21 protein-coding genes are annotated in these 17,070 nt (G+C 37.9%); 4 read left to right on the top strand and 17 right to left on the bottom strand.

All coding sequences use genetic code 11. The annotated features are described in order from the left end of the window. Positions 1-212 precede the first annotated feature (212 nt). Positions 213-473, top strand: coding sequence for a hypothetical protein (locus AC4CUY_RS02655; RefSeq protein WP_034609976.1), 261 nt, complete (start codon positions 213-215; stop codon positions 471-473). 550 nt (positions 474-1,023) lie between these two features. Here AC4CUY_RS02655 and AC4CUY_RS02650 read toward each other — a convergent pair. The 3 genes from AC4CUY_RS02650 to pheS all read right to left on the bottom strand — a co-directional run bounded on the left by AC4CUY_RS02650 (position 1,024) and on the right by pheS (position 4,810). After that, on the bottom strand, positions 1,024-1,320 hold the full coding sequence (locus AC4CUY_RS02650; protein WP_004723042.1) for an integration host factor subunit alpha: 297 nt from the start codon (positions 1,318-1,320) through the stop codon (positions 1,024-1,026). Next, positions 1,317-3,698, bottom strand: a complete 2,382-nt coding sequence (pheT, locus tag AC4CUY_RS02645) for a phenylalanine--tRNA ligase subunit beta (RefSeq protein WP_490773637.1) — start codon at positions 3,696-3,698, stop codon at positions 1,317-1,319. Before pheT ends, AC4CUY_RS02650 begins: the two co-directional genes overlap by 4 nt. Positions 3,699-3,829: 131 nt before the next feature. Continuing rightward, positions 3,830-4,810: a phenylalanine--tRNA ligase subunit alpha gene (gene pheS, locus AC4CUY_RS02640; protein WP_419328071.1), complete on the bottom strand. Its 981-nt coding sequence runs from the start codon at positions 4,808-4,810 to the stop codon at positions 3,830-3,832. Positions 4,811-5,027: 217 nt separating this feature from the next. On the opposite strand from pheS, the gene AC4CUY_RS02635 reads away from it, so the two are divergent. Further along, positions 5,028-6,056, top strand: a complete 1,029-nt coding sequence (locus AC4CUY_RS02635) for a hypothetical protein (protein ID WP_419359098.1) — start codon at positions 5,028-5,030, stop codon at positions 6,054-6,056. Between the two features lie 44 nt (positions 6,057-6,100). Here the strand turns inward: AC4CUY_RS02635 and ybiA are convergent, their stop codons facing one another. The 7 genes from ybiA to rpmI form a co-directional block, all read right to left on the bottom strand. Beyond that, positions 6,101-6,649, bottom strand: coding sequence for a riboflavin biosynthesis intermediates N-glycosidase (gene ybiA, locus AC4CUY_RS02630; protein ID WP_419328073.1), 549 nt, complete (start codon positions 6,647-6,649; stop codon positions 6,101-6,103). Further along, complete coding sequence (locus tag AC4CUY_RS02625; protein WP_490773636.1) at positions 6,646-7,146, bottom strand: GNAT family N-acetyltransferase; 501 nt, start codon at positions 7,144-7,146, stop codon at positions 6,646-6,648. The genes ybiA and AC4CUY_RS02625 overlap by 4 nt, the downstream gene beginning before the upstream one ends. 308 nt (positions 7,147-7,454) lie before the next feature. Continuing rightward, entirely contained in the window at positions 7,455-7,985 is a 531-nt protein-coding gene (locus AC4CUY_RS02620; protein WP_490773635.1) for a P-loop NTPase family protein, read from the bottom strand. Positions 7,986-8,082: 97 nt separating this feature from the next. Next, positions 8,083-8,280: a hypothetical protein gene (locus AC4CUY_RS02615; protein WP_336953373.1), complete on the bottom strand. Its 198-nt coding sequence runs from the start codon at positions 8,278-8,280 to the stop codon at positions 8,083-8,085. Positions 8,281-8,415: 135 nt separating this feature from the next. Further along, positions 8,416-8,793, bottom strand: a complete 378-nt coding sequence (locus AC4CUY_RS02610) for a hypothetical protein (protein WP_336953374.1) — start codon at positions 8,791-8,793, stop codon at positions 8,416-8,418. Positions 8,794-9,019: 226 nt separating this feature from the next. Next, a complete protein-coding gene (gene rplT / locus AC4CUY_RS02605) occupies positions 9,020-9,379 on the bottom strand; it encodes a 50S ribosomal protein L20 (protein WP_004723060.1) in 360 nt (119 codons plus the stop codon). An 11-nt stretch (positions 9,380-9,390) separates the two neighbouring features. Next, entirely contained in the window at positions 9,391-9,585 is a 195-nt protein-coding gene (rpmI, locus tag AC4CUY_RS02600; RefSeq protein ID WP_002054552.1) for a 50S ribosomal protein L35, read from the bottom strand. Between the two features lie 224 nt (positions 9,586-9,809). Here rpmI and AC4CUY_RS02595 point away from each other — a divergent pair, with 224 nt between their 5' ends. Continuing rightward, positions 9,810-11,060, top strand: a complete 1,251-nt coding sequence (locus AC4CUY_RS02595; protein WP_004819112.1) for an MFS transporter — start codon at positions 9,810-9,812, stop codon at positions 11,058-11,060. A 137-nt stretch (positions 11,061-11,197) separates the two neighbouring features. Then, entirely contained in the window at positions 11,198-11,953 is a 756-nt protein-coding gene (locus AC4CUY_RS02590; protein WP_490773634.1) for a TonB family protein, read from the top strand. Positions 11,954-12,051: 98 nt separating this feature from the next. On the opposite strand, the gene AC4CUY_RS02585 is transcribed toward AC4CUY_RS02590, so the two are convergent. The 7 genes from AC4CUY_RS02585 to thrS all read right to left on the bottom strand — a co-directional run bounded on the left by AC4CUY_RS02585 (position 12,052) and on the right by thrS (position 17,017). Further along, positions 12,052-12,477 (bottom strand): YqaA family protein, encoded by a 426-nt coding sequence (locus AC4CUY_RS02585; RefSeq protein ID WP_490773633.1) that lies wholly within the window; start codon positions 12,475-12,477, stop codon positions 12,052-12,054. Positions 12,478-12,481: 4 nt separating this feature from the next. Then, positions 12,482-12,904, bottom strand: coding sequence for an LTA synthase family protein (locus tag AC4CUY_RS02580; RefSeq protein ID WP_419819601.1), 423 nt, complete (start codon positions 12,902-12,904; stop codon positions 12,482-12,484). Positions 12,905-12,941: 37 nt separating this feature from the next. Next, a complete protein-coding gene (locus AC4CUY_RS02575; protein ID WP_336953379.1) occupies positions 12,942-13,229 on the bottom strand; it encodes a hypothetical protein in 288 nt (95 codons plus the stop codon). Positions 13,230-13,318: 89 nt separating this feature from the next. Further along, positions 13,319-13,936, bottom strand: a complete 618-nt coding sequence (locus AC4CUY_RS02570; RefSeq protein ID WP_336953380.1) for a glutathione S-transferase N-terminal domain-containing protein — start codon at positions 13,934-13,936, stop codon at positions 13,319-13,321. A 180-nt stretch (positions 13,937-14,116) separates the two neighbouring features. Further along, positions 14,117-14,449 carry a DUF7709 family protein gene (locus AC4CUY_RS02565; RefSeq protein WP_336953381.1) on the bottom strand — a complete coding sequence of 111 codons (333 nt, stop codon included), beginning with the start codon at positions 14,447-14,449 and terminating at the stop codon, positions 14,117-14,119. Positions 14,450-14,537: 88 nt separating this feature from the next. Further along, positions 14,538-15,089, bottom strand: a complete 552-nt coding sequence (gene infC / locus AC4CUY_RS02560) for a translation initiation factor IF-3 (protein ID WP_336953452.1) — start codon at positions 15,087-15,089, stop codon at positions 14,538-14,540. Between the two features lie 5 nt (positions 15,090-15,094). Then, positions 15,095-17,017: a threonine--tRNA ligase gene (thrS, locus tag AC4CUY_RS02555; protein WP_336953382.1), complete on the bottom strand. Its 1,923-nt coding sequence runs from the start codon at positions 17,015-17,017 to the stop codon at positions 15,095-15,097. Positions 17,018-17,070: the final 53 nt, after the last annotated feature.

The following is a 17,070-nucleotide window of genomic DNA, read 5'->3' as shown; positions in this document are numbered from 1 at the left end:
ACAAACCAATCTAAAAGTGCAACTTGATTGTAAAATACTGTTAAAAAAACATCACTTTTTCATCAATTTGGTCAGTTTTTTTAAGATTAACAGTAGCAATTCAAAATGCGCAGTGATAGCATATTCGCATACCAGTTAGACTGCTCATGCAAAAAGCAAAAAACAGGCTAACTTGGGTTTTTTGTCTCAATTAAATTTATGAGAGTGATGCCATGTTATTCAAAAAAATCGCTATTGCTGCTGCAGTTGCTACTACTTTAGCTTTCGTTGGTTGTGCTAAAAAAACTGAAGAAGCTGCTGCTGACGCAAATGCTGCTGCTTCTCAAGCTGTAGAAGCTGCTTCTGAAGCTACTGCTGCTGTTGACGCTGCTGCTGCATCTGCTACTGATGCTGCTGCTGACGCTACTGCTGCTGCATCTGATGCTACTGCTGCTGCTGCAGACGCTTCTGCTGCTGCTTCAGCTGCTCAATAATAATCGCTTAGATTGTTATCAAGAAAAGAGAACCTTTTAGGTTCTCTTTTTTTTGCTATATTTTTTGTTAAAATTGGATTAATCAGAAACAAGCCATATCACCTTCAAGTTAAACCTCTTTAGACCGTACTAACACGAATCCCTTAGAACTATATTTTACTTTTATTATCATCCTTTAAAATAACAGATCTAATCGGATAATCTTAGCCAACACTATAATATTTTTACTTATTTGTGTTTTTACAAAGACGCTTAGAGTTTTCTCAGATTAAAGTTATTAGCCATAAGAGCTTTGCTTATCAACAATTGCAACACATTCCCCCGCCTTGTTTTAACTAAAACTTCGTCTACGTAAAAATCCAGTTGATCATTTAATATTATGATAAAACGATATCAATCCTTGTCACAATCATTCCAACAAAGCTAGTTTATACAACTCTAGCGGCATTTATTTTTGCAATAAAAAAACCCCAAGCATATTGCTCAGGGTTTTTATCTTACAAAACTTTTAGATTACAGAGCTTTCATCTTACGACATAAAGAGCACCAATTAATCTTCTTGTTCTGTTCCCACACGTTGTCTAAATTTTTGACCTGCACGGAATGTTACAACACGGCGTGCTGAGATTGGAATTTCTTCTCCAGTTTTAGGATTTCGACCTGGACGTTGACGTTTGTCACGTAGCTCAAAATTTCCGAAACCTGAAAGTTTAACTTGTTCACCTGCAATTAATGCTTGGCTAATCTCGTCAAAGAACAACTCGACCATTTGTTTTGCTTCACGACGGTTTAAACTCGTAAGCTCACTTAAATGATCAGCCATTTCTGCTTTTGTTAATGCTGTCATGAGGCCCTCAATGTCGCTTGATAAGTGTCTTCTAACACTTGAATAATATGATCCATACCGGATTTAATCTCAGCATCTTCGAGTGTACGTGATGGATGTTGCCATAACAATGCAAATGCCAATGAGCGTTTACCTTGTTCAACACCTTGCCCTGTATACACATCAAATAACCAAGTAGAGTCTAAAAGCTCTCCACCCGTTTTTTCGATAAGTTGCTGAATTTCACTAACATTAATCTTATCACTAATTACAAGCGCAATATCACGTCTAACCGATGGAAATCGTGATAATTCTGTAAAATTAGATACATAAGTTTGCAAAACAGCCGATTGGTCGAGCTCTGCGATCCAAGTTGTGCTCAAATCCAGTGCATTTTCCAAAGATGGATGTAGGCGACCTAAATAACCTACTGACTTACCATCCACGAGAATTTCCGCAGACTGACCTGGATGTAACCATTCACGATCAGAACGAACATATTCAACTTGAACACGTCCAGCTGCTAAAATTTCTTCGACCTCGCCTTTGAGATCAAAGAAATCCATAACTTGAGCTTTTCCATGCCAAGATTCAATTTGTTTTGATCCTACGGCAATCATAGCCAAAGTTGGAATCTGTTTCAAATCTTCTATACTTTTCGCGTTTTGATAATCAAAACGTAGCCCTAGCTCAAAGAAACGTACACGACTTTGTTGACGATTGATATTGTACTGAACACACGGAATTAAGCTTGAAAGAAGAGTTGAACGCATTACCGCCAAGTCACTTGAAATCGGATTTGCAAGCGCCAATGGATTTACTTGTGAATTCAATTGTTTTTCAAGTTTTAAATCTGCAAAACTAAAACTAATCGCCTCTTGATAACCGAGTGTTACTAACGTTTGACGTAATTGAGTCAGTTCAAATTGATCCTGATGTTGAGCAAGTTTTACATCAATCACTGGCAGACTAATTTGAATATTGTCATAACCATGTATACGCGCAACTTCTTCAATTAAATCTTGATAAATTGCCATATCGTAACGGTGTGATGGGGGAACAACAATCCATTCACCTTCAGCTTTTACAGTCACATTACAACCTAAACGTTGCAGTGCATCTGTAATAAATACAGTAGGAACTTGATAACCTAGCAATTGATCGACTTGCGCTTGATTCAATTCAATTGCTTCACGTTTAGGCAATAATTCAGTTTTTTCAGATACGGTAATTGGACCGAAATCACCACCTGCAAGGGCTTGAATCAATTGTGAAGCGCGTTGCATTGCAATCATAGGCAATTCAAAATCCACACCACGTTCATAGCGTTGTGACGCATCTGTATGCAAACCATAACGGCGTGCACGACCTGCGATATGTAATGGTGCAAAGAATGCAGACTCAAGGAAAATCTCAGTGGTTTCATCTGTAACAGATGAAGACAAACCACCCATGATGCCTGCGATCGCCAATGCTTTTACATCATCTGCAATCACCATAACATCTTCGGTCAATTCAATTTCTTGTTCATTTAACAAAACAAGCTTTTCATTTGCACTTGCCTGACGCACATGCACTGAACCTTGAACCTCATCACCATCAAACGCATGCAACGGTTGACCAAGTTCCATAAGTACATAGTTGGTAATATCAACAAGAATACTGTGTTGACGAATACCTGAACGTGCTAAAGCTTGCTCCATCCACTCTGGCGTAGGTGCTTTGGTATTTACATTTTTAATTACACGGCCTAAGTAACGAGGACAACCATCCGTTGTCACAACAACTTGCTTCTGGTCAGCAAGCGTAGCAGCAACGTCTTGAATCTCAGGTGCGGTTACAGGTAATTGGTTAATTACACCAATTTCACGTGCTACCCCACGAATACTAAAGCAATCACCACGGTTTGGCGTGATGCTGATATCGATAACATGATCATCAAGATTTAAATATTCTCGAATATTTGTGCCTACAGGTGCATCAGCAGGAAGTTCTAACAGTCCATCAATTTTATCTTCAAGGTCAATTTCTGAAGCGCCACAGAGCATTCCTTGTGATTCAACACCACGAAGTTTGCCTTTTTTAATTTTAAAATCACCTGGGAGTACTGCACCAATGGTTGCAACTGGTGCTTTCATACCAACACGTACATTTGGTGCACCGCATACGATTTGCAAAGGTTCGCCCGAGCCAATATTCACCGTGGTGACACGTAAACGATCTGCATCAGGATGCTGTACAACAGTTAAAACCTCACCAACCACCACACCTGTAAATGGTTTAGCTGCGGGAACTAGTTCATCAACCTCGAGTCCCAACATGGTCAGTTGATCAGACAAAGTATCGCTATCAATTGCAGGGTTGACCCATGTGCGAAGCCAATTTTCGCTAATTTTCATTTCTAAAACCTATATTCAATATCTATGAATTCCTCTCTGACTCTTTTTTAAAAAGAATCAGAACCCTTCGTCTCGTTATCTTGGACATCCCCTCTCCTCATTAGGAGAGGTCAGGGAGAGGTATAAATTTGTTAAGCAAATTGGCGTAAAAAACGCACATCATTTTGGTAAAACATACGCAAATCATTGATGCCATAACGCAACATTGCGAAACGCTCTACACCAAGACCAAATGCAAAGCCTTTGTATTTTTCAGGATCAATACCCGCAGCTTGTAGAACATTTGGATGCACCATACCGCAACCCAAAACCTCTAACCAACGGCCACGCTCATCCATAATATCCACCTCAGCACTTGGCTCTGTGAATGGGAAATAAGACGGACGGAAGCGTACTTTTAAATCTTTCTCAAAAAATTCATTTAGCAGATTAATCAACAAACCTTTTAATTCTGCGAAGCTGGTATTTTCAGCAACGTATAAACCTTCGATTTGATGAAACATTGGAGAATGGGTTTGATCTGAGTCACAGCGATAGACACGCCCTGGACAAACGATACGAATCGGTGGTTGCGAGTTTTCCATTGTGCGTACTTGTACACCTGAGGTATGGGTACGTAGCAAATGGTTTGCATCAAAGTAAAACGTATCATGCATCGCACGTGCAGGATGATGTCCTGGAATATTCAATGCTTCAAAATTGTGATAATCATCTTCAACTTCTGGCCCTGTCGCAACAGTAAAACCCGCTTTGGTAAAGAATTGACAAATACGTTCTTGAACCTGAGTAACAGGATGAATACTTCCTACAGCTTGCCCACGTCCAGGCAAAGTAATATCGATTGTTTCACTTGCTAGCTTTAATTCTAATTCAGCTTTCTGTAATTCAGTTTGGCGTTCAATCAACGCTGTACTGATCGCTTCACGTACTGCATGAATTGCAGCACCCTGAACTTTACGCTCTTCAGGGTCCATTTTACCAAGTGCCTTAGATTGTTCCGCAAGCTGGCTTTTTTTCCCTGTAAATTGCACTCGTACTTGGTCGAGTGTAGTCAGGTCTTGAGCTGCTGCAATCGCAGCGAGCGCTTCAGTGGTCAGGGCTTCCAGTGACATAGTAACTCTCAAAGCAATATTTTAGAAAAATAATATAACTCTATATTCTAACAGTTTTTATGCAGTCGAATGAAGTTTCCGCTTTACAAAAAATACGATTAGTCACAACTTATTCTAAATAATTTGTATATTTCCCTGTTTGATTCCTGTTGAAATGCTAGAACTTTGATTTATAAAAAGTATAAAATGGATTTAATGTCGCTGAGATCTATAAAAAATGGCACTCGATCAAATCTGGAAACGTCAACTTACACTCGTCACTTATGGCAATGAGTATCTCACTCAAGGGATTAGTTTTTCTCGTTGGGTCAATCATGCCATTTTTAATCAGCATGCTTTTGGCTTCCGTGATTTAACCAACCAGCACCTATTGGCACAGCATTTTCAGATTTGGCTTGAAGGGCTGAAGAAACAAGGCGTGTATCGACTCAGTCTACATAGCTCTAGTATTTTAAATGATGAACAAAATCCAAATGCCAATGTTGAACTGTTAGCCATCCCCCACTTTATTGTTAGCCATGATCAACAAAAGAAAACCGCATGGATTTTTGGTAAAGAATTGGCTGAATGGTATAGCGCAGACAATGATTACGAAGCACCTGAAACGCAACGTCCCAATTTACGTACCGAGATTTTTTGGCGATATGATCTGAATGCAAAATTAATTAAACGAATTGAACAAGATTTAGTTCAACCCAATTGGGATGATATTCAAGTTTATACAGACAGTGAATTGTTCGATACCCAATATGCCAAAGGTTTTCCAGAACCTGTAAATAAAGATTTACCTTATTATGGATTAGATGAAACGCTATATACCACCGAGGATACAAGTCTTAAACTTGCGCTGTTACCCACTGACTATCAAGCTGATTACGCACACGAAACCTTCTGTCGTATCGATGCATTAGAATGTTTTATTTCTGCAAAATTAAAGCATCCCTATGATGAAAATGAGCAAATCATTAGTCCTGAAGAGCAAATGAATTTGCGCCATTTCCTCCAAAAAGTTGAAGATTTAAAATCAAAATTTATTGTTAAAGTTGCAAATCATTATAAATCTGCACGCTTAACGCCAAAACAAATTGCTTCGCCTTTTGACATGCATGACAATATCAAAATCGAGCAGCGTCAGGCTTTTAGCAACAAGACAAATCCTGAGCATAAACCAGGTAAAACAGGTGTTTTTGCATTAATTATTGTGACCATTTTAATCTGCCTTGCAGCTTATTATTTTGGACTATAATGTCTTATCTATTTGATAAAATGAATCTTAAAAAGAAAGCAACATTAAAGTTGCTTTCTCACTTCCATTAAGGCGAAACCCAAAAGATTTAAACCTTGCCATGCGTTTGGATTTGTCGCATTAACATGATCTGCTGCAAGTCCAATCCCCCAAATTTGATCTACAGGCGAGGCTTCAACAATGATCTGATCTGAGGTACTCAGTAGAAACGCTTTAAGATCATTGTCTTGAGAAAACTTAGCCAAATTACCTTGAACCACAATTTCATAACGATGAGCAATCCAAATCTCATCTTGATAATTTTTGACCAAACGACCTAATGCTTTTATTTTCTTAGGATCGTCTGTTTGTAAAATTTTCTGAAAAATATTCTCGTCATTAAATAGTTTGGCTTTCTGCGCCATCATATACTGTTCTGTACTTTGATAATTGACACCTTCAATTTCAAATTTTGCAGGAAACCATTGACTTAAACAGCTCTTGTCTATTTTTCCAGAAGTCTTTTGACTATGCCCCCAAAAACACAAATAACTATACTTTTGCCCGTTCTTTACTTGTTCTTGTAAAGTTGTTAAAAATTGAGAATCACTCATTTTATTGTCCTATGATTAATATCCCACTGATACGATACTTCTGTTATGCCATCACCATAATCAGAAAGAATCTCCTCTCCAAGTACATTTCCCCCTAATTTCTCATAGAAATGACGGCTTGGATTTTTATTGATCACGCCCAAGCGAATAAATTGATAATGCTTAGCTTGAGCATATTGATAAAAGCGCTCAAACATCTCACGACCAACACCTTGTTTTTGAATTTTCTTTAATAAATAAAAAGCATTAATTTCTGCGATATTATGCGTTGTATTAAAATAACCACTTAGAAAACCAACAATTTGGCCATCTTGCTCATATACCAGTACATGGTGATCTTGATGCGAAAAAATCTGTTGCCAAAGCTGTACTCGCTTTTCGATATCTGCGCGATCTATAATTTCTTGCTTAATCATACCAGTATAGGTTTCATTCCAGCTTTGCAAATGTACTTCAGCAATCTGCTGAGCATCACCTATAACAGTTAATCGAATCATATCATCCTCATTTAATTGGGACTTACCTCGGAACCAAACTTTATACCCTTCAAAAAATTAGGTAAAAAACTTTTTTATATTGTTTAATCTTATATGTTTGTATCTGTCGCGCGATGTCATGGATATCAGCAACGGGGAAATTACTGCACATACCCCACCCAATCCAAGATGTTTATCACTTTGTATGCTAAGTAAAAACACAGCTTTCTGTAGAGCAACTTAAGATATCAGCTACACACATATATTCAATCAATACATGGTATAGCAAGATAAGTTAACTTTTAGAGGCACTAGTGAGTTATGACGCGTCAAATAGACGCTAAAAATTGATCAATATCTTTTCGCGATTTTAAATGGATAAATCGAATATGTGAATATTGAGGATCATTCATCATCGTTATATATTGCTGACGATTTTTTTGATGCGTTTTAATCATCCACCAAATAATCGAGTCACGACTAAACATTTTACTAAAACTTTCACGATTATTTGAACTCTCCCAAAGTCTGTTTCTAAAAATAGCACGGCGAACAGCTCGTTGTATGGATTGGTAAAGATTGATGTAAAAAGGAATATCTAACCAAATTACGGTATCGATATCTTGCCATTTGATATGCGTGGTTCGCGTATAATTACCATCGATGACAAAGCCAGATTTAGCTTGATCTAATTTGGTCTGAATTTTCTGAAAAAATATAGTATCGGTAGACTCTTGCCAATCATCCAACCAAAATAAATCATCCATTTCAATGTAGATGAGTTTTAATTTTTGAGCTAATTTTATTGAAAATGTTGTTTTTCCTGACGCAGAAGTCCCCACGACATTGATGCGTTTCATAGATTTAAGAACTCTCTAGAAATAAAAAGTAGCCAAACAAGCTACTTTAAATCACGCAACAACCCACTCATGATTCAATCATTTTAGATGATGTATATCAAAATAAGGGGCGTATGGTGAGTATCACTTTATGTTCATTTGCATGTTGATTGATATAATGCTCCACTGCTGTGACTTCACCTTTAACTTCAGCATCTGCACCATACATCACTTTTAAAACTTCCCCAACTCTGGGTAATAATTGCAACTCAACTTCAATTGCACCTTGTTGTAAACCTTCAATCTCAACACGCATATCTGCTCCACCATTTTCTATTGTTCATTGTTCTACTCTATGCGAGCTATTTCTAAAACAATAATGCTTTCACGTTGATATTGTGTAATGTGTATGCAAAGTTATTTGATTGTTTAAATCATTCACAAGGCCTGCTCAATCATCATAATCCAAATTATCCTCATCAATATTGATAAAATTTGCTGGTGGTGTAATTTCAAACCTGATGGCTTTAATCGTAAGATGATTGAGTAATTTTGCTTTTGCCACACGATGCATACCATCCATCACCTTGCCATCAGCAGATAGAATAATTGGATAACTTAAATCTGCCTGCTGTATCAATTGAAAATGTTCAATCATTTGCTGTGTTGTTGGATGTGTATCTGGAAACCAATACGCTTCATTGAGTTCTTGTATATTAGACAATAGAACTTCATCGATTGGGATGTCTCGGCTTAGTTCAACTAGATGATGTACATCCCAAATATAAGTGTCTTCACCAACTTGGCGAAAATGATATTGTTTACGCATAAGACTAGATTCACAATTTGGTCAATTCAATGCCATAACAAAATAGTTAGAGCATTCATAATGACAGATTTTACTTCAACAGAAATTTCAATGATTAGTGCTGTATTTCAACAATCAAACTCAAAGGAAACTCAGCTCTAAAAGTTCCTGCAATAGTCTGAAAACAAACTTTTAGGTATAAAAAAGACCGCTATAAAAGCGGTCTTTTTTTAATCATCAAAGATGATTAAGCAGCTAATGCACCTTTAGCTTTTTCAGCTAAAGCAGCAAATGCAACTGAGTCATGCATAGCGATGTCAGCAAGTACGCGACGGTCGATGATCACTTGAGCTTTTTTCAAGCCATCGATCATACGGCTGTACGACAAACCATTTTGACGAGCACCAGCATTGATACGCGCAATCCATAAAGCACGGAATTGACGTTTCTTTTGACGACGGTCACGGTAAGCGTATTGACCTGCTTTAATTACTGCTTGGAACGCTACACGATAAACACGTGAACGCGCGCCATAGTAACCTTTAGCACGAGCAAGAATTTTTTTATGACGGCGATGAGCCTGTACACCACGTTTTACACGAGCCATTTATAATCTCCTTAGATGTATGGGCACATACGACGAACTGAATTCATGTCACTTACGTGAACCATGACACAACCGCGCAATTGACGAATACGTTTAGCAGATTTTTTGGTCAAAATGTGGCGTTTGAACGCTTGTTTACGCTTGAAACCGTTAGCAGTCGCTTTGAAACGCTTAGCTGCACCACGGCGAGTTTTTAACTTAGCCATAACAACCTCTTTAAACACCTGTTCGGTACGTTCGCACCATTGCGACAACGACCTGCAGGTAAGGGAGGCAGTATTCTAAATCATCTCTGTACAAAACAAAAGCAAAACATCCAACAATTTCACATTTCTCCAATGTAATTTTCGATATAAATTTCACCTAGTTTTATAAGAAAAATCAGGATTAAATCTTTATAATCATCACATCATGATAAAACTGGACAGTTATGACCCCTGCACAGGATGCTTTTGCTGCGCTTCGCTATCGAGATTTCTCAATTGTTACCATCAATCAATTTTGTTTAACCCTCGCAATTTTAATTCAAGAAATTATTGTTGCCTATTCACTCTATCAAATTACCAAAGACCCGCTCACCTTGGGTCTGATTGGGCTAGCAGAAGCAATCCCTTTTATTGCACTGTCGCTTTGGGGTGGTTATTTTGCAGACAAGTTGAATAAACAAACCATTATGAAAGTTTGCTTATTCTTCTCCTTCCCTTTGCCATTGGTGCTTTGGTGGTTATTTCACAGTTATGATCATGGGCAAATTGGTGTGACTACTCTATCTTGGGGGATTTATGCGGTTATTTTTGGATTGGGGACCATCCGGGGGTTCTATAATCCATCAGCAACCTCATTAAAACCGTTTTTAATTCCTCGTGAACTGTATGCAAATGGAGCGACATGGACCACGATTGGATGGCAAAGTGGCGTCATTATTGGCCCAATGCTGGGTGGTTTTATGCTGGCAGGAATCGGTCGTGAAAACAGCTTACTCTCGGTAGCGGTACTTTTATTTATTTGCTTCTGTCTGATTAACTTGTTAAAGAAGCGTACTTTTCCAACCATGGAACAAGACAATCTTTGGGACAGTTTAAGTGAAGGCTTTCGCTTTATTTGGAAAACTAAAATTGTACTGTGGGCCATATCATTAGATTTGGTTTCAGTCTTGTTTGGTGGTGTGATTGCCCTGCTTCCTATTTTTGCAGAAGATATTCTTAAAGTAGGACCTGAAGGTTTAGGTTATTTACGTGCAGCCCCTTCTATTGGTGCGTTAATAACCATGATCGCTTTAACCAAATTTCCACCCACACATCATGCTTGGCGAAATATGCTGATTGCCGTTGCAGGTTTTGGGGTGTTTACCATTATTTTTGCATTCTCAAGCAACGTATGGCTTTCTTTATTTGCTTTGGCTATGACAGGTGCTTGTGACAGTATCTCAGTGGTTGTACGCCAAACCATTTTACAAGTTTACCCTCCTGAAAATATGCGTGGCCGTGTCGCCGCAGTGAATGGGATGTTTGTTTCATCGAGTAATGAATTGGGTGCATTTGAATCTGGGCTGGCTGCAAAATATTTAGGAACAATCACTGCCACAGTATTTGGTGGATGTATGACCTTGGCCGTCGTCGCAATAAGTTGGGTAAAAACCTCTGATTTATTTAAAGTAGACATTACCAAAGGCCAAGAGTAATGTGTTTGGCTGAATAAAAAACAGTAAAAAAATGCACCTTCGGGTGCATTTTCTATTGCGAGAATACAAAATTCGATAAATACTTTGCGCAATTAAACTACTCTCATGCGTATTAAACTGCATGGATTGCCAAACCTATGAATAAAGCTCTTTTTACCACTTGTTTATTGTGCCTTTCAACCTATAGCTATAGTGCGGATAAACTTCCTACAATAAAGGTCAAAGGGGAGCAATCTGAACAAAATGATCCTCAGCATTTAACTACACGTATACAATGGGTCAAATTTCCCCAAATTCACTATCAAATCGCTGAATTAAAAGATCAAGATCGTTCAGCGATCATTCGTGTAAAAGCCAATAATGTTGGTGAAGTCACAGATGCTGATATCCAAGAGAGTACAGGCATCCGTGCATTGGATCAGAAACTTGTAGATGCTGTGGAAAATGCAAAAGTTAAACCCTATTCAAAAAATGGAAAAGCCATTGCTTTAGTCGGTTATCAAACATTTACTTTAACACTAGAGAATGCAACGGATCATGTTCAGCGCGATAAGCAATGTACCTATAGTTTTAATTCAAAGAATTGGAGCAAACAACAACTCGATAAGTCGGTTCCCTTTGTTTATTTAAAACAACCACAACTTACATTGGATCAACCACTATTAAAGAATAAAGATCGTACAGTAAAGTTTAAATTTAAAGCCAATAAACAAGGCGAAATTACCCATGTTAAGCTAACTCAACGTTCTGGTATTAATGCACTTGATCAAAAAGTACTTGCAGCCGTAGAGCATGCATCAATCAATGTAAAACGTTCTTACCGGACTTTATGGATTTATAAACAATCCAGCTTCAATGATGCGATTCAATTTAAAATCAATGAATGTAAATAAATTCATAAAGATACGTCTTTTAAGGTTAAAGATAGTTTTGTGTCTTTAGGGTCTGTTGACATTTCATAAATGGCTTACCAGCAGACCCTAACTTTCTATTAAAATAATCCGATATACACCAAATAGATAAAAACATATCTACCAGCTTTTGCAATGGTTACGATCAAAAGAAAACGCCAAAAGTTCTCTTTCATTAGCCCTGCAATCAGTGTGATTGGATCTCCGATAATAGGTGTCCAGCTTAATAACAGAGACCAAAAGCCATACTTTTGATATATTTTTTCCGCTTTGAGCATATTCTTTTCAGAAACAGGAAACCATTTCTTATCTTTAAACTGCTCGATTTTAAGTCCCAAATACCAATTCACGCATGAGCCTAAAACATTGCCAATCGTTGCAACAACAAGTAATAAATATTCAGAATGCTGGGGTTGTATCAATAATCCAAGCAATACCGCTTCAGACTGCAACGGGAGTAAAGTAGCCGCACCAAATGCTGAAAGGAATAGTAAAAAATAAGCCATAAAATTAGCTAAAGTTGGGTTTAGGTTTTAAGGTATAAGTCAAGAATGACAGGATAAAGGGAGCAAGAAAAGCCAACCAAAATGAAAGGTCTGATTTAAAAAACTTCTGCAACAATGTGAGTTGAGCTTTACCCTCTGAAATCGCTTGCCAATCGATTCTGATATGAATAAAGCCGTAGAATAAAACAATAAAATAAAGTGAAAGCAAAATGACTAAGATCATGGTATTCAAAATGCTTTGCTGTAATTTATTTTGAAAAATGCCAAAGACCATAGCAAAAACCAAGCCTGAAACACTCACGATGCTCAAAATAATAAACCAGAAGTAATCATATGCGGAGTGATACTGCAAGATGCTACAAAGCATTGCTGTGATTAGCATCACGGCAAAAGAGATGAGGAAATGCCAAACAAAGTTTTGCTTCATACTCACCTCCTTGTTGGATTTACTACTTACAATTCAATCATCCTAAATCTAGCATTTTTTTTGTTTTACGATACTGAAAATGTGCCCAAATAATCGCCAATAACATAAAGATAATCCGAGACCATTGATAACGTTGCGCAATCGGGTCTATCACACTTCTAATCAGGGCTGACGCTTGACCATTTAATTCCTCTAAAATATTTTGAATATGCACAATTTCCGCAATATAGAGCATTAAACAACCGGCAATACCAACAATGATACTCCAGTAAATTTTTGGATTCGTTTCTAATATTTTCGTAAAGTTCAAAAAGAAATCTTTCATGACTAAAGCCTACCAACCATCCAAAAATCGATCATTTAAAAAATAAAAAACCACGTTACGTGGTTTCTCATCTTAACATAAAATACATTTCACACTTTTATTGATAGCGCTCTTTGTATCGCTGGGCGCGCAGTTAAACGCTCAATATATTCTTTAACATAAGGATAATCCTCTAGCTCTATTTGCTGCCACTCATAGCGTAATACCCACGGTAAAATGGCCATATCTGCAATCGAATATTCACCAGCCACATATTTTTGTCCAATGAGCTGCTTATTTAAAACACCATACAAACGTTGAGTTTCCGTAACATAACGATCAATTGCATAAGGAATTTTTTCTTTAGCAAATTTACCAAAATGATGGTTTTGCCCTAACATCGGCCCCAGCCCGCCCATTTGCCACATTAACCATTGTTCAACTTCAACACGATCTTGCTCATCGCTTGGATAATACAGGCCTGTTTTACGACCAAGATATTGCAAGATTGCGCCTGACTCAAATACTGAAATCGGCTCACCATTTGGGCCATCTTGATCGACAATAGCGGGAATTTTATTGTTCGGTGAGATACGAAGAAAATCGGGCTGGAATTGGTCATTCTCTAAGATGTTGATGGGGAAAATCTGATAATCCAAACCCATTTCTTCAAGTGCAATGGTAATTTTATGGCCATTGGGCGTACCCCAATAATAGAGATCAATCATATTTCATCCTTCTGCGTTTTCACGTATTTTCTGAATTTTATTGCGTTAATCGGTTACTTTTATAACATGAATTTGCTTAATTCAGTATGCTATAAAAAGAGATTATTCTAATAATCTATTCTAAAATTATGTTATTGCATTTTATAAAATACAGCACGTTCTCATATTATGATACTAATTTCAAATATCTACTTCAGCAATTGCATCTATATATGTTTTGGCCTTTTCACCCACAAATTTACGCCCAGCATTGTTTCCCAATATCCACTCATCGGGATTAAATAAGTCAAATAAACCGACTTTCACTAAGGTAGGGATAGCGAGTATCAGTTCTTGCTCAATCTCTCCACGTAAACCTGAGTTATACAGATTGATATTATGCAACATGGTTGCCACTGTACCAGTTTGTACAGCACTACCATCCTTTAATTTAACCACAGGCAAGACCTCACCTGCTTGAATAATTTTTTGGTTAATACTCGATAATTCATTTGAATTTTGGATAGATGACATATCAATTCCACTCGATTCAGATTGATTTACTACCATTTTAACGTAAAAAAGCACTGCTTAATGCAGTGCTTTTTTAACAGATGAATAATTACTTTTTCTTTTTAGGTCCAAGTAACATACCCATTTGACGGCCTTCCATTTTTGGTGCTTGTTCAACAATACCAAACTCTGCTACGTCTGCTTCAATTTTTTGCAATTGTGCAAGACCCAACTGTTGGTGAGCCATTTCACGACCACGGAAACGTAGAGTAATTTTGACTTTGTTGCCTTCTTCAAGAAACTTCAGAATAGCACGCAACTTAACATTGTAATCACCAATGTCTGTACCAGGGCGCAACTTGATTTCTTTCACTTGAACTTGATGCTGTTTCTTTTTCGCATCTTTTTGCTTTTGCTTCAGATCAAATAAATGTTTGTTGAAATCCATGATTTTACAAACAGGTGGCTCTGCATTCGCCACGATCTCAACAAGATCAAGATCAACCTCTTCAGCAGCACGCAAAGCTTCAGCAAGTGAAACGATGCCTTTTTGCTCTCCATCTGCAGCAACGAGACGCACATCTTTCGCTTTGATCTCATCATTTAATGCAGGACGATTACTTTTAGCACCTTGTTGTTGGTTACGGTCAGGCTGTTTAATCTTTCTTACTCCACAATATACCGGCCGCGTTCGGCTACGGCTGCTTTCACTAGGTCAATAAATGCGTCTATTGACATAGTACCTAAATTTTTTCCAGAGCGAGTACGAACATTCACAGTCCCTTCCTCTACTTCTCGATCTCCAAGTACCAATAAGTATGGAATACGCTCTAGTGTACGCTCACGAATCTTAAAGCCGATTTTCTCATTTCTCAAGTCTGAAATTGCTCGAATTCCATTTTCTTTGAGTTTTGCGACGACTTGCTCACAAGCTTGCGCTTGAGAATCCGTAATATTCATGACACATGTTTGGATTGGAGCCAACCATGGTGGCATAAAGCCTGCGTAGTGTTCAATTAGTATACCAATAAAACGTTCAAAACTGCCAAGAATTGCACGATGTAACATCACAGGATGGTCACGATCGTTATCTTCTGTTACATATGAAGCGTCTAAACGTAACGGTAAGTTAAAATCACACTGGATTGTACCGCACTGCCAGATACGTCCTAAACAGTCTTTTAATGAAAATTCAATCTTTGGACCGTAGAAAGCACCTTCACCAGGTTGTTCTTCCCATTTAAGATTTGCAGCATCTAAAGCATCTGCTAAAGATTTTTCTGCAACATCCCAAAGTTCATCCGCACCCACACGTTTTTCAGGACGTGTAGACAATTTCATTTGTACTTCTTCAAAGCCAAAATCTTTATAAACATCTAAAGTCAGTTTAATAAAGTCTGCAACTTCTTTACCAATTTGTTCAGTTGTACAGAAAATATGTGCATCATCTTGAGTAAAGCCGCGTACACGCATAATCCCGTGTAACGAACCTGATGGCTCATTTCGGTGACATGAACCAAACTCTGCCAAACGAATTGGAAGATCACGGTAAGATTTTAAACCTTGGTTAAACACTTGAACGTGACATGGGCAGTTCATTGGTTTTACCGCATAGTTACGACTTTCTGAATGTGTCGTAAACATATTTTCTGCATAGTTGGCAGCATGACCCGATTTTTCCCACAAAGTGAAGTCTACAATTTGTGGTGTTTTAATCTCTTGGTAGCCATTGTCTTGTTGAACTTTACGCATGTATTGTTCAAGCACTTGGTAGATCGTCCAACCATTGGCATGCCAAAACACCATACCTGGCGCTTCTTCTTGCATATGGAATAAATCTAAAGCTTTACCAATTTTACGATGATCACGCTTTTCAGCTTCTTCAATGCGCTTGATATAAGCTGCTAATTCTTTTTTGTCTGCCCAAGCAGTACCATAAATACGCTGTAATTGTTCATTCTTCGCATCACCGCGCCAATATGCGCCAGAGATTTTAGTCAATTTGAATGATTTTAAAAATTTGGTATTCGGTACGTGTGGACCACGACACATATCTAAATAATCTTGATGATAGTACAAGCCCATTTGAGTTTCTTCAGGCATGTCAGCAATCAAACGTAACTTATAATCTTCACCACGTGCAGTGAATTCAGCAATCACATCATCACGAGGTGTCATTTTTTTAATGACATCATAATCCTGATCGATGAGCTTTTTCATGCGCGCTTCGATTGCAGCCATATCATCTAAAGTAAATGGACGGGGCATCCAGATGTCATAGTAGAAACCTTCTTCAATGACAGGGCCAATCACCATTTTTGCTTCAGGGAAGAGTTGTTTTACCGCATGACCCACCAAATGTGCACAAGAGTGACGAATAATTTCTACACCGTCTTGATCTTTTGGAGTAATGATTTGTAAGGTTGAGTCTTCGGTAATTAAATCACTTGCATCGACTAAGCGACCATTTACTTTCCCAGCAACTGTATTTTTAGCCAGTCCAGGTCCAATACTTTGAGCAACTTCCATAACGGAAACAGCTTGATCAAAACTTTTTTGATCGCCATTTGGCAATGTGATAATAGGCATATTTAAAAATCCTTAAGGAGTGATGCCCCGTACAATGGAGCATGTCACCGCGA

It is taken from the genome of Acinetobacter sp. 778_lipA (assembly GCF_058242985.1).
This window is presented reverse-complemented; position numbering and strand designations above follow the sequence as displayed.

What these genes read in the sequence shown, in the direction of transcription:
- AC4CUY_RS02655 (WP_034609976.1), top strand. Translation starts at nt 213, where the DNA reads ATGTTATTCAAAAAAATCGCTATTGCTGCTGCAGTTGCTACTACTTTA.
- AC4CUY_RS02650 (WP_004723042.1), bottom strand. Translation starts at nt 1,320, where the DNA reads ATGACAGCATTAACAAAAGCAGAAATGGCTGATCATTTAAGTGAGCTT.
- pheT (WP_490773637.1), bottom strand. Translation starts at nt 3,698, where the DNA reads ATGAAAATTAGCGAAAATTGGCTTCGCACATGGGTCAACCCTGCAATT.
- pheS (WP_419328071.1), bottom strand. Translation starts at nt 4,810, where the DNA reads ATGTCACTGGAAGCCCTGACCACTGAAGCGCTCGCTGCGATTGCAGCA.
- AC4CUY_RS02635 (WP_419359098.1), top strand. Translation starts at nt 5,028, where the DNA reads ATGGCACTCGATCAAATCTGGAAACGTCAACTTACACTCGTCACTTAT.
- ybiA (WP_419328073.1), bottom strand. Translation starts at nt 6,649, where the DNA reads ATGAGTGATTCTCAATTTTTAACAACTTTACAAGAACAAGTAAAGAAC.
- AC4CUY_RS02625 (WP_490773636.1), bottom strand. Translation starts at nt 7,146, where the DNA reads ATGATTCGATTAACTGTTATAGGTGATGCTCAGCAGATTGCTGAAGTA.
- AC4CUY_RS02620 (WP_490773635.1), bottom strand. Translation starts at nt 7,985, where the DNA reads ATGAAACGCATCAATGTCGTGGGGACTTCTGCGTCAGGAAAAACAACA.
- AC4CUY_RS02615 (WP_336953373.1), bottom strand. Translation starts at nt 8,280, where the DNA reads ATGCGTGTTGAGATTGAAGGTTTACAACAAGGTGCAATTGAAGTTGAG.
- AC4CUY_RS02610 (WP_336953374.1), bottom strand. Translation starts at nt 8,793, where the DNA reads ATGCGTAAACAATATCATTTTCGCCAAGTTGGTGAAGACACTTATATT.
- rplT (WP_004723060.1), bottom strand. Translation starts at nt 9,379, where the DNA reads ATGGCTCGTGTAAAACGTGGTGTACAGGCTCATCGCCGTCATAAAAAA.
- rpmI (WP_002054552.1), bottom strand. Translation starts at nt 9,585, where the DNA reads ATGGCTAAGTTAAAAACTCGCCGTGGTGCAGCTAAGCGTTTCAAAGCG.
- AC4CUY_RS02595 (WP_004819112.1), top strand. Translation starts at nt 9,810, where the DNA reads ATGACCCCTGCACAGGATGCTTTTGCTGCGCTTCGCTATCGAGATTTC.
- AC4CUY_RS02590 (WP_490773634.1), top strand. Translation starts at nt 11,198, where the DNA reads ATGAATAAAGCTCTTTTTACCACTTGTTTATTGTGCCTTTCAACCTAT.
- AC4CUY_RS02585 (WP_490773633.1), bottom strand. Translation starts at nt 12,477, where the DNA reads ATGGCTTATTTTTTACTATTCCTTTCAGCATTTGGTGCGGCTACTTTA.
- AC4CUY_RS02580 (WP_419819601.1), bottom strand. Translation starts at nt 12,904, where the DNA reads ATGAAGCAAAACTTTGTTTGGCATTTCCTCATCTCTTTTGCCGTGATG.
- AC4CUY_RS02575 (WP_336953379.1), bottom strand. Translation starts at nt 13,229, where the DNA reads ATGAAAGATTTCTTTTTGAACTTTACGAAAATATTAGAAACGAATCCA.
- AC4CUY_RS02570 (WP_336953380.1), bottom strand. Translation starts at nt 13,936, where the DNA reads ATGATTGATCTCTATTATTGGGGTACGCCCAATGGCCATAAAATTACC.
- AC4CUY_RS02565 (WP_336953381.1), bottom strand. Translation starts at nt 14,449, where the DNA reads ATGTCATCTATCCAAAATTCAAATGAATTATCGAGTATTAACCAAAAA.
- thrS (WP_336953382.1), bottom strand. Translation starts at nt 17,017, where the DNA reads ATGCCTATTATCACATTGCCAAATGGCGATCAAAAAAGTTTTGATCAA.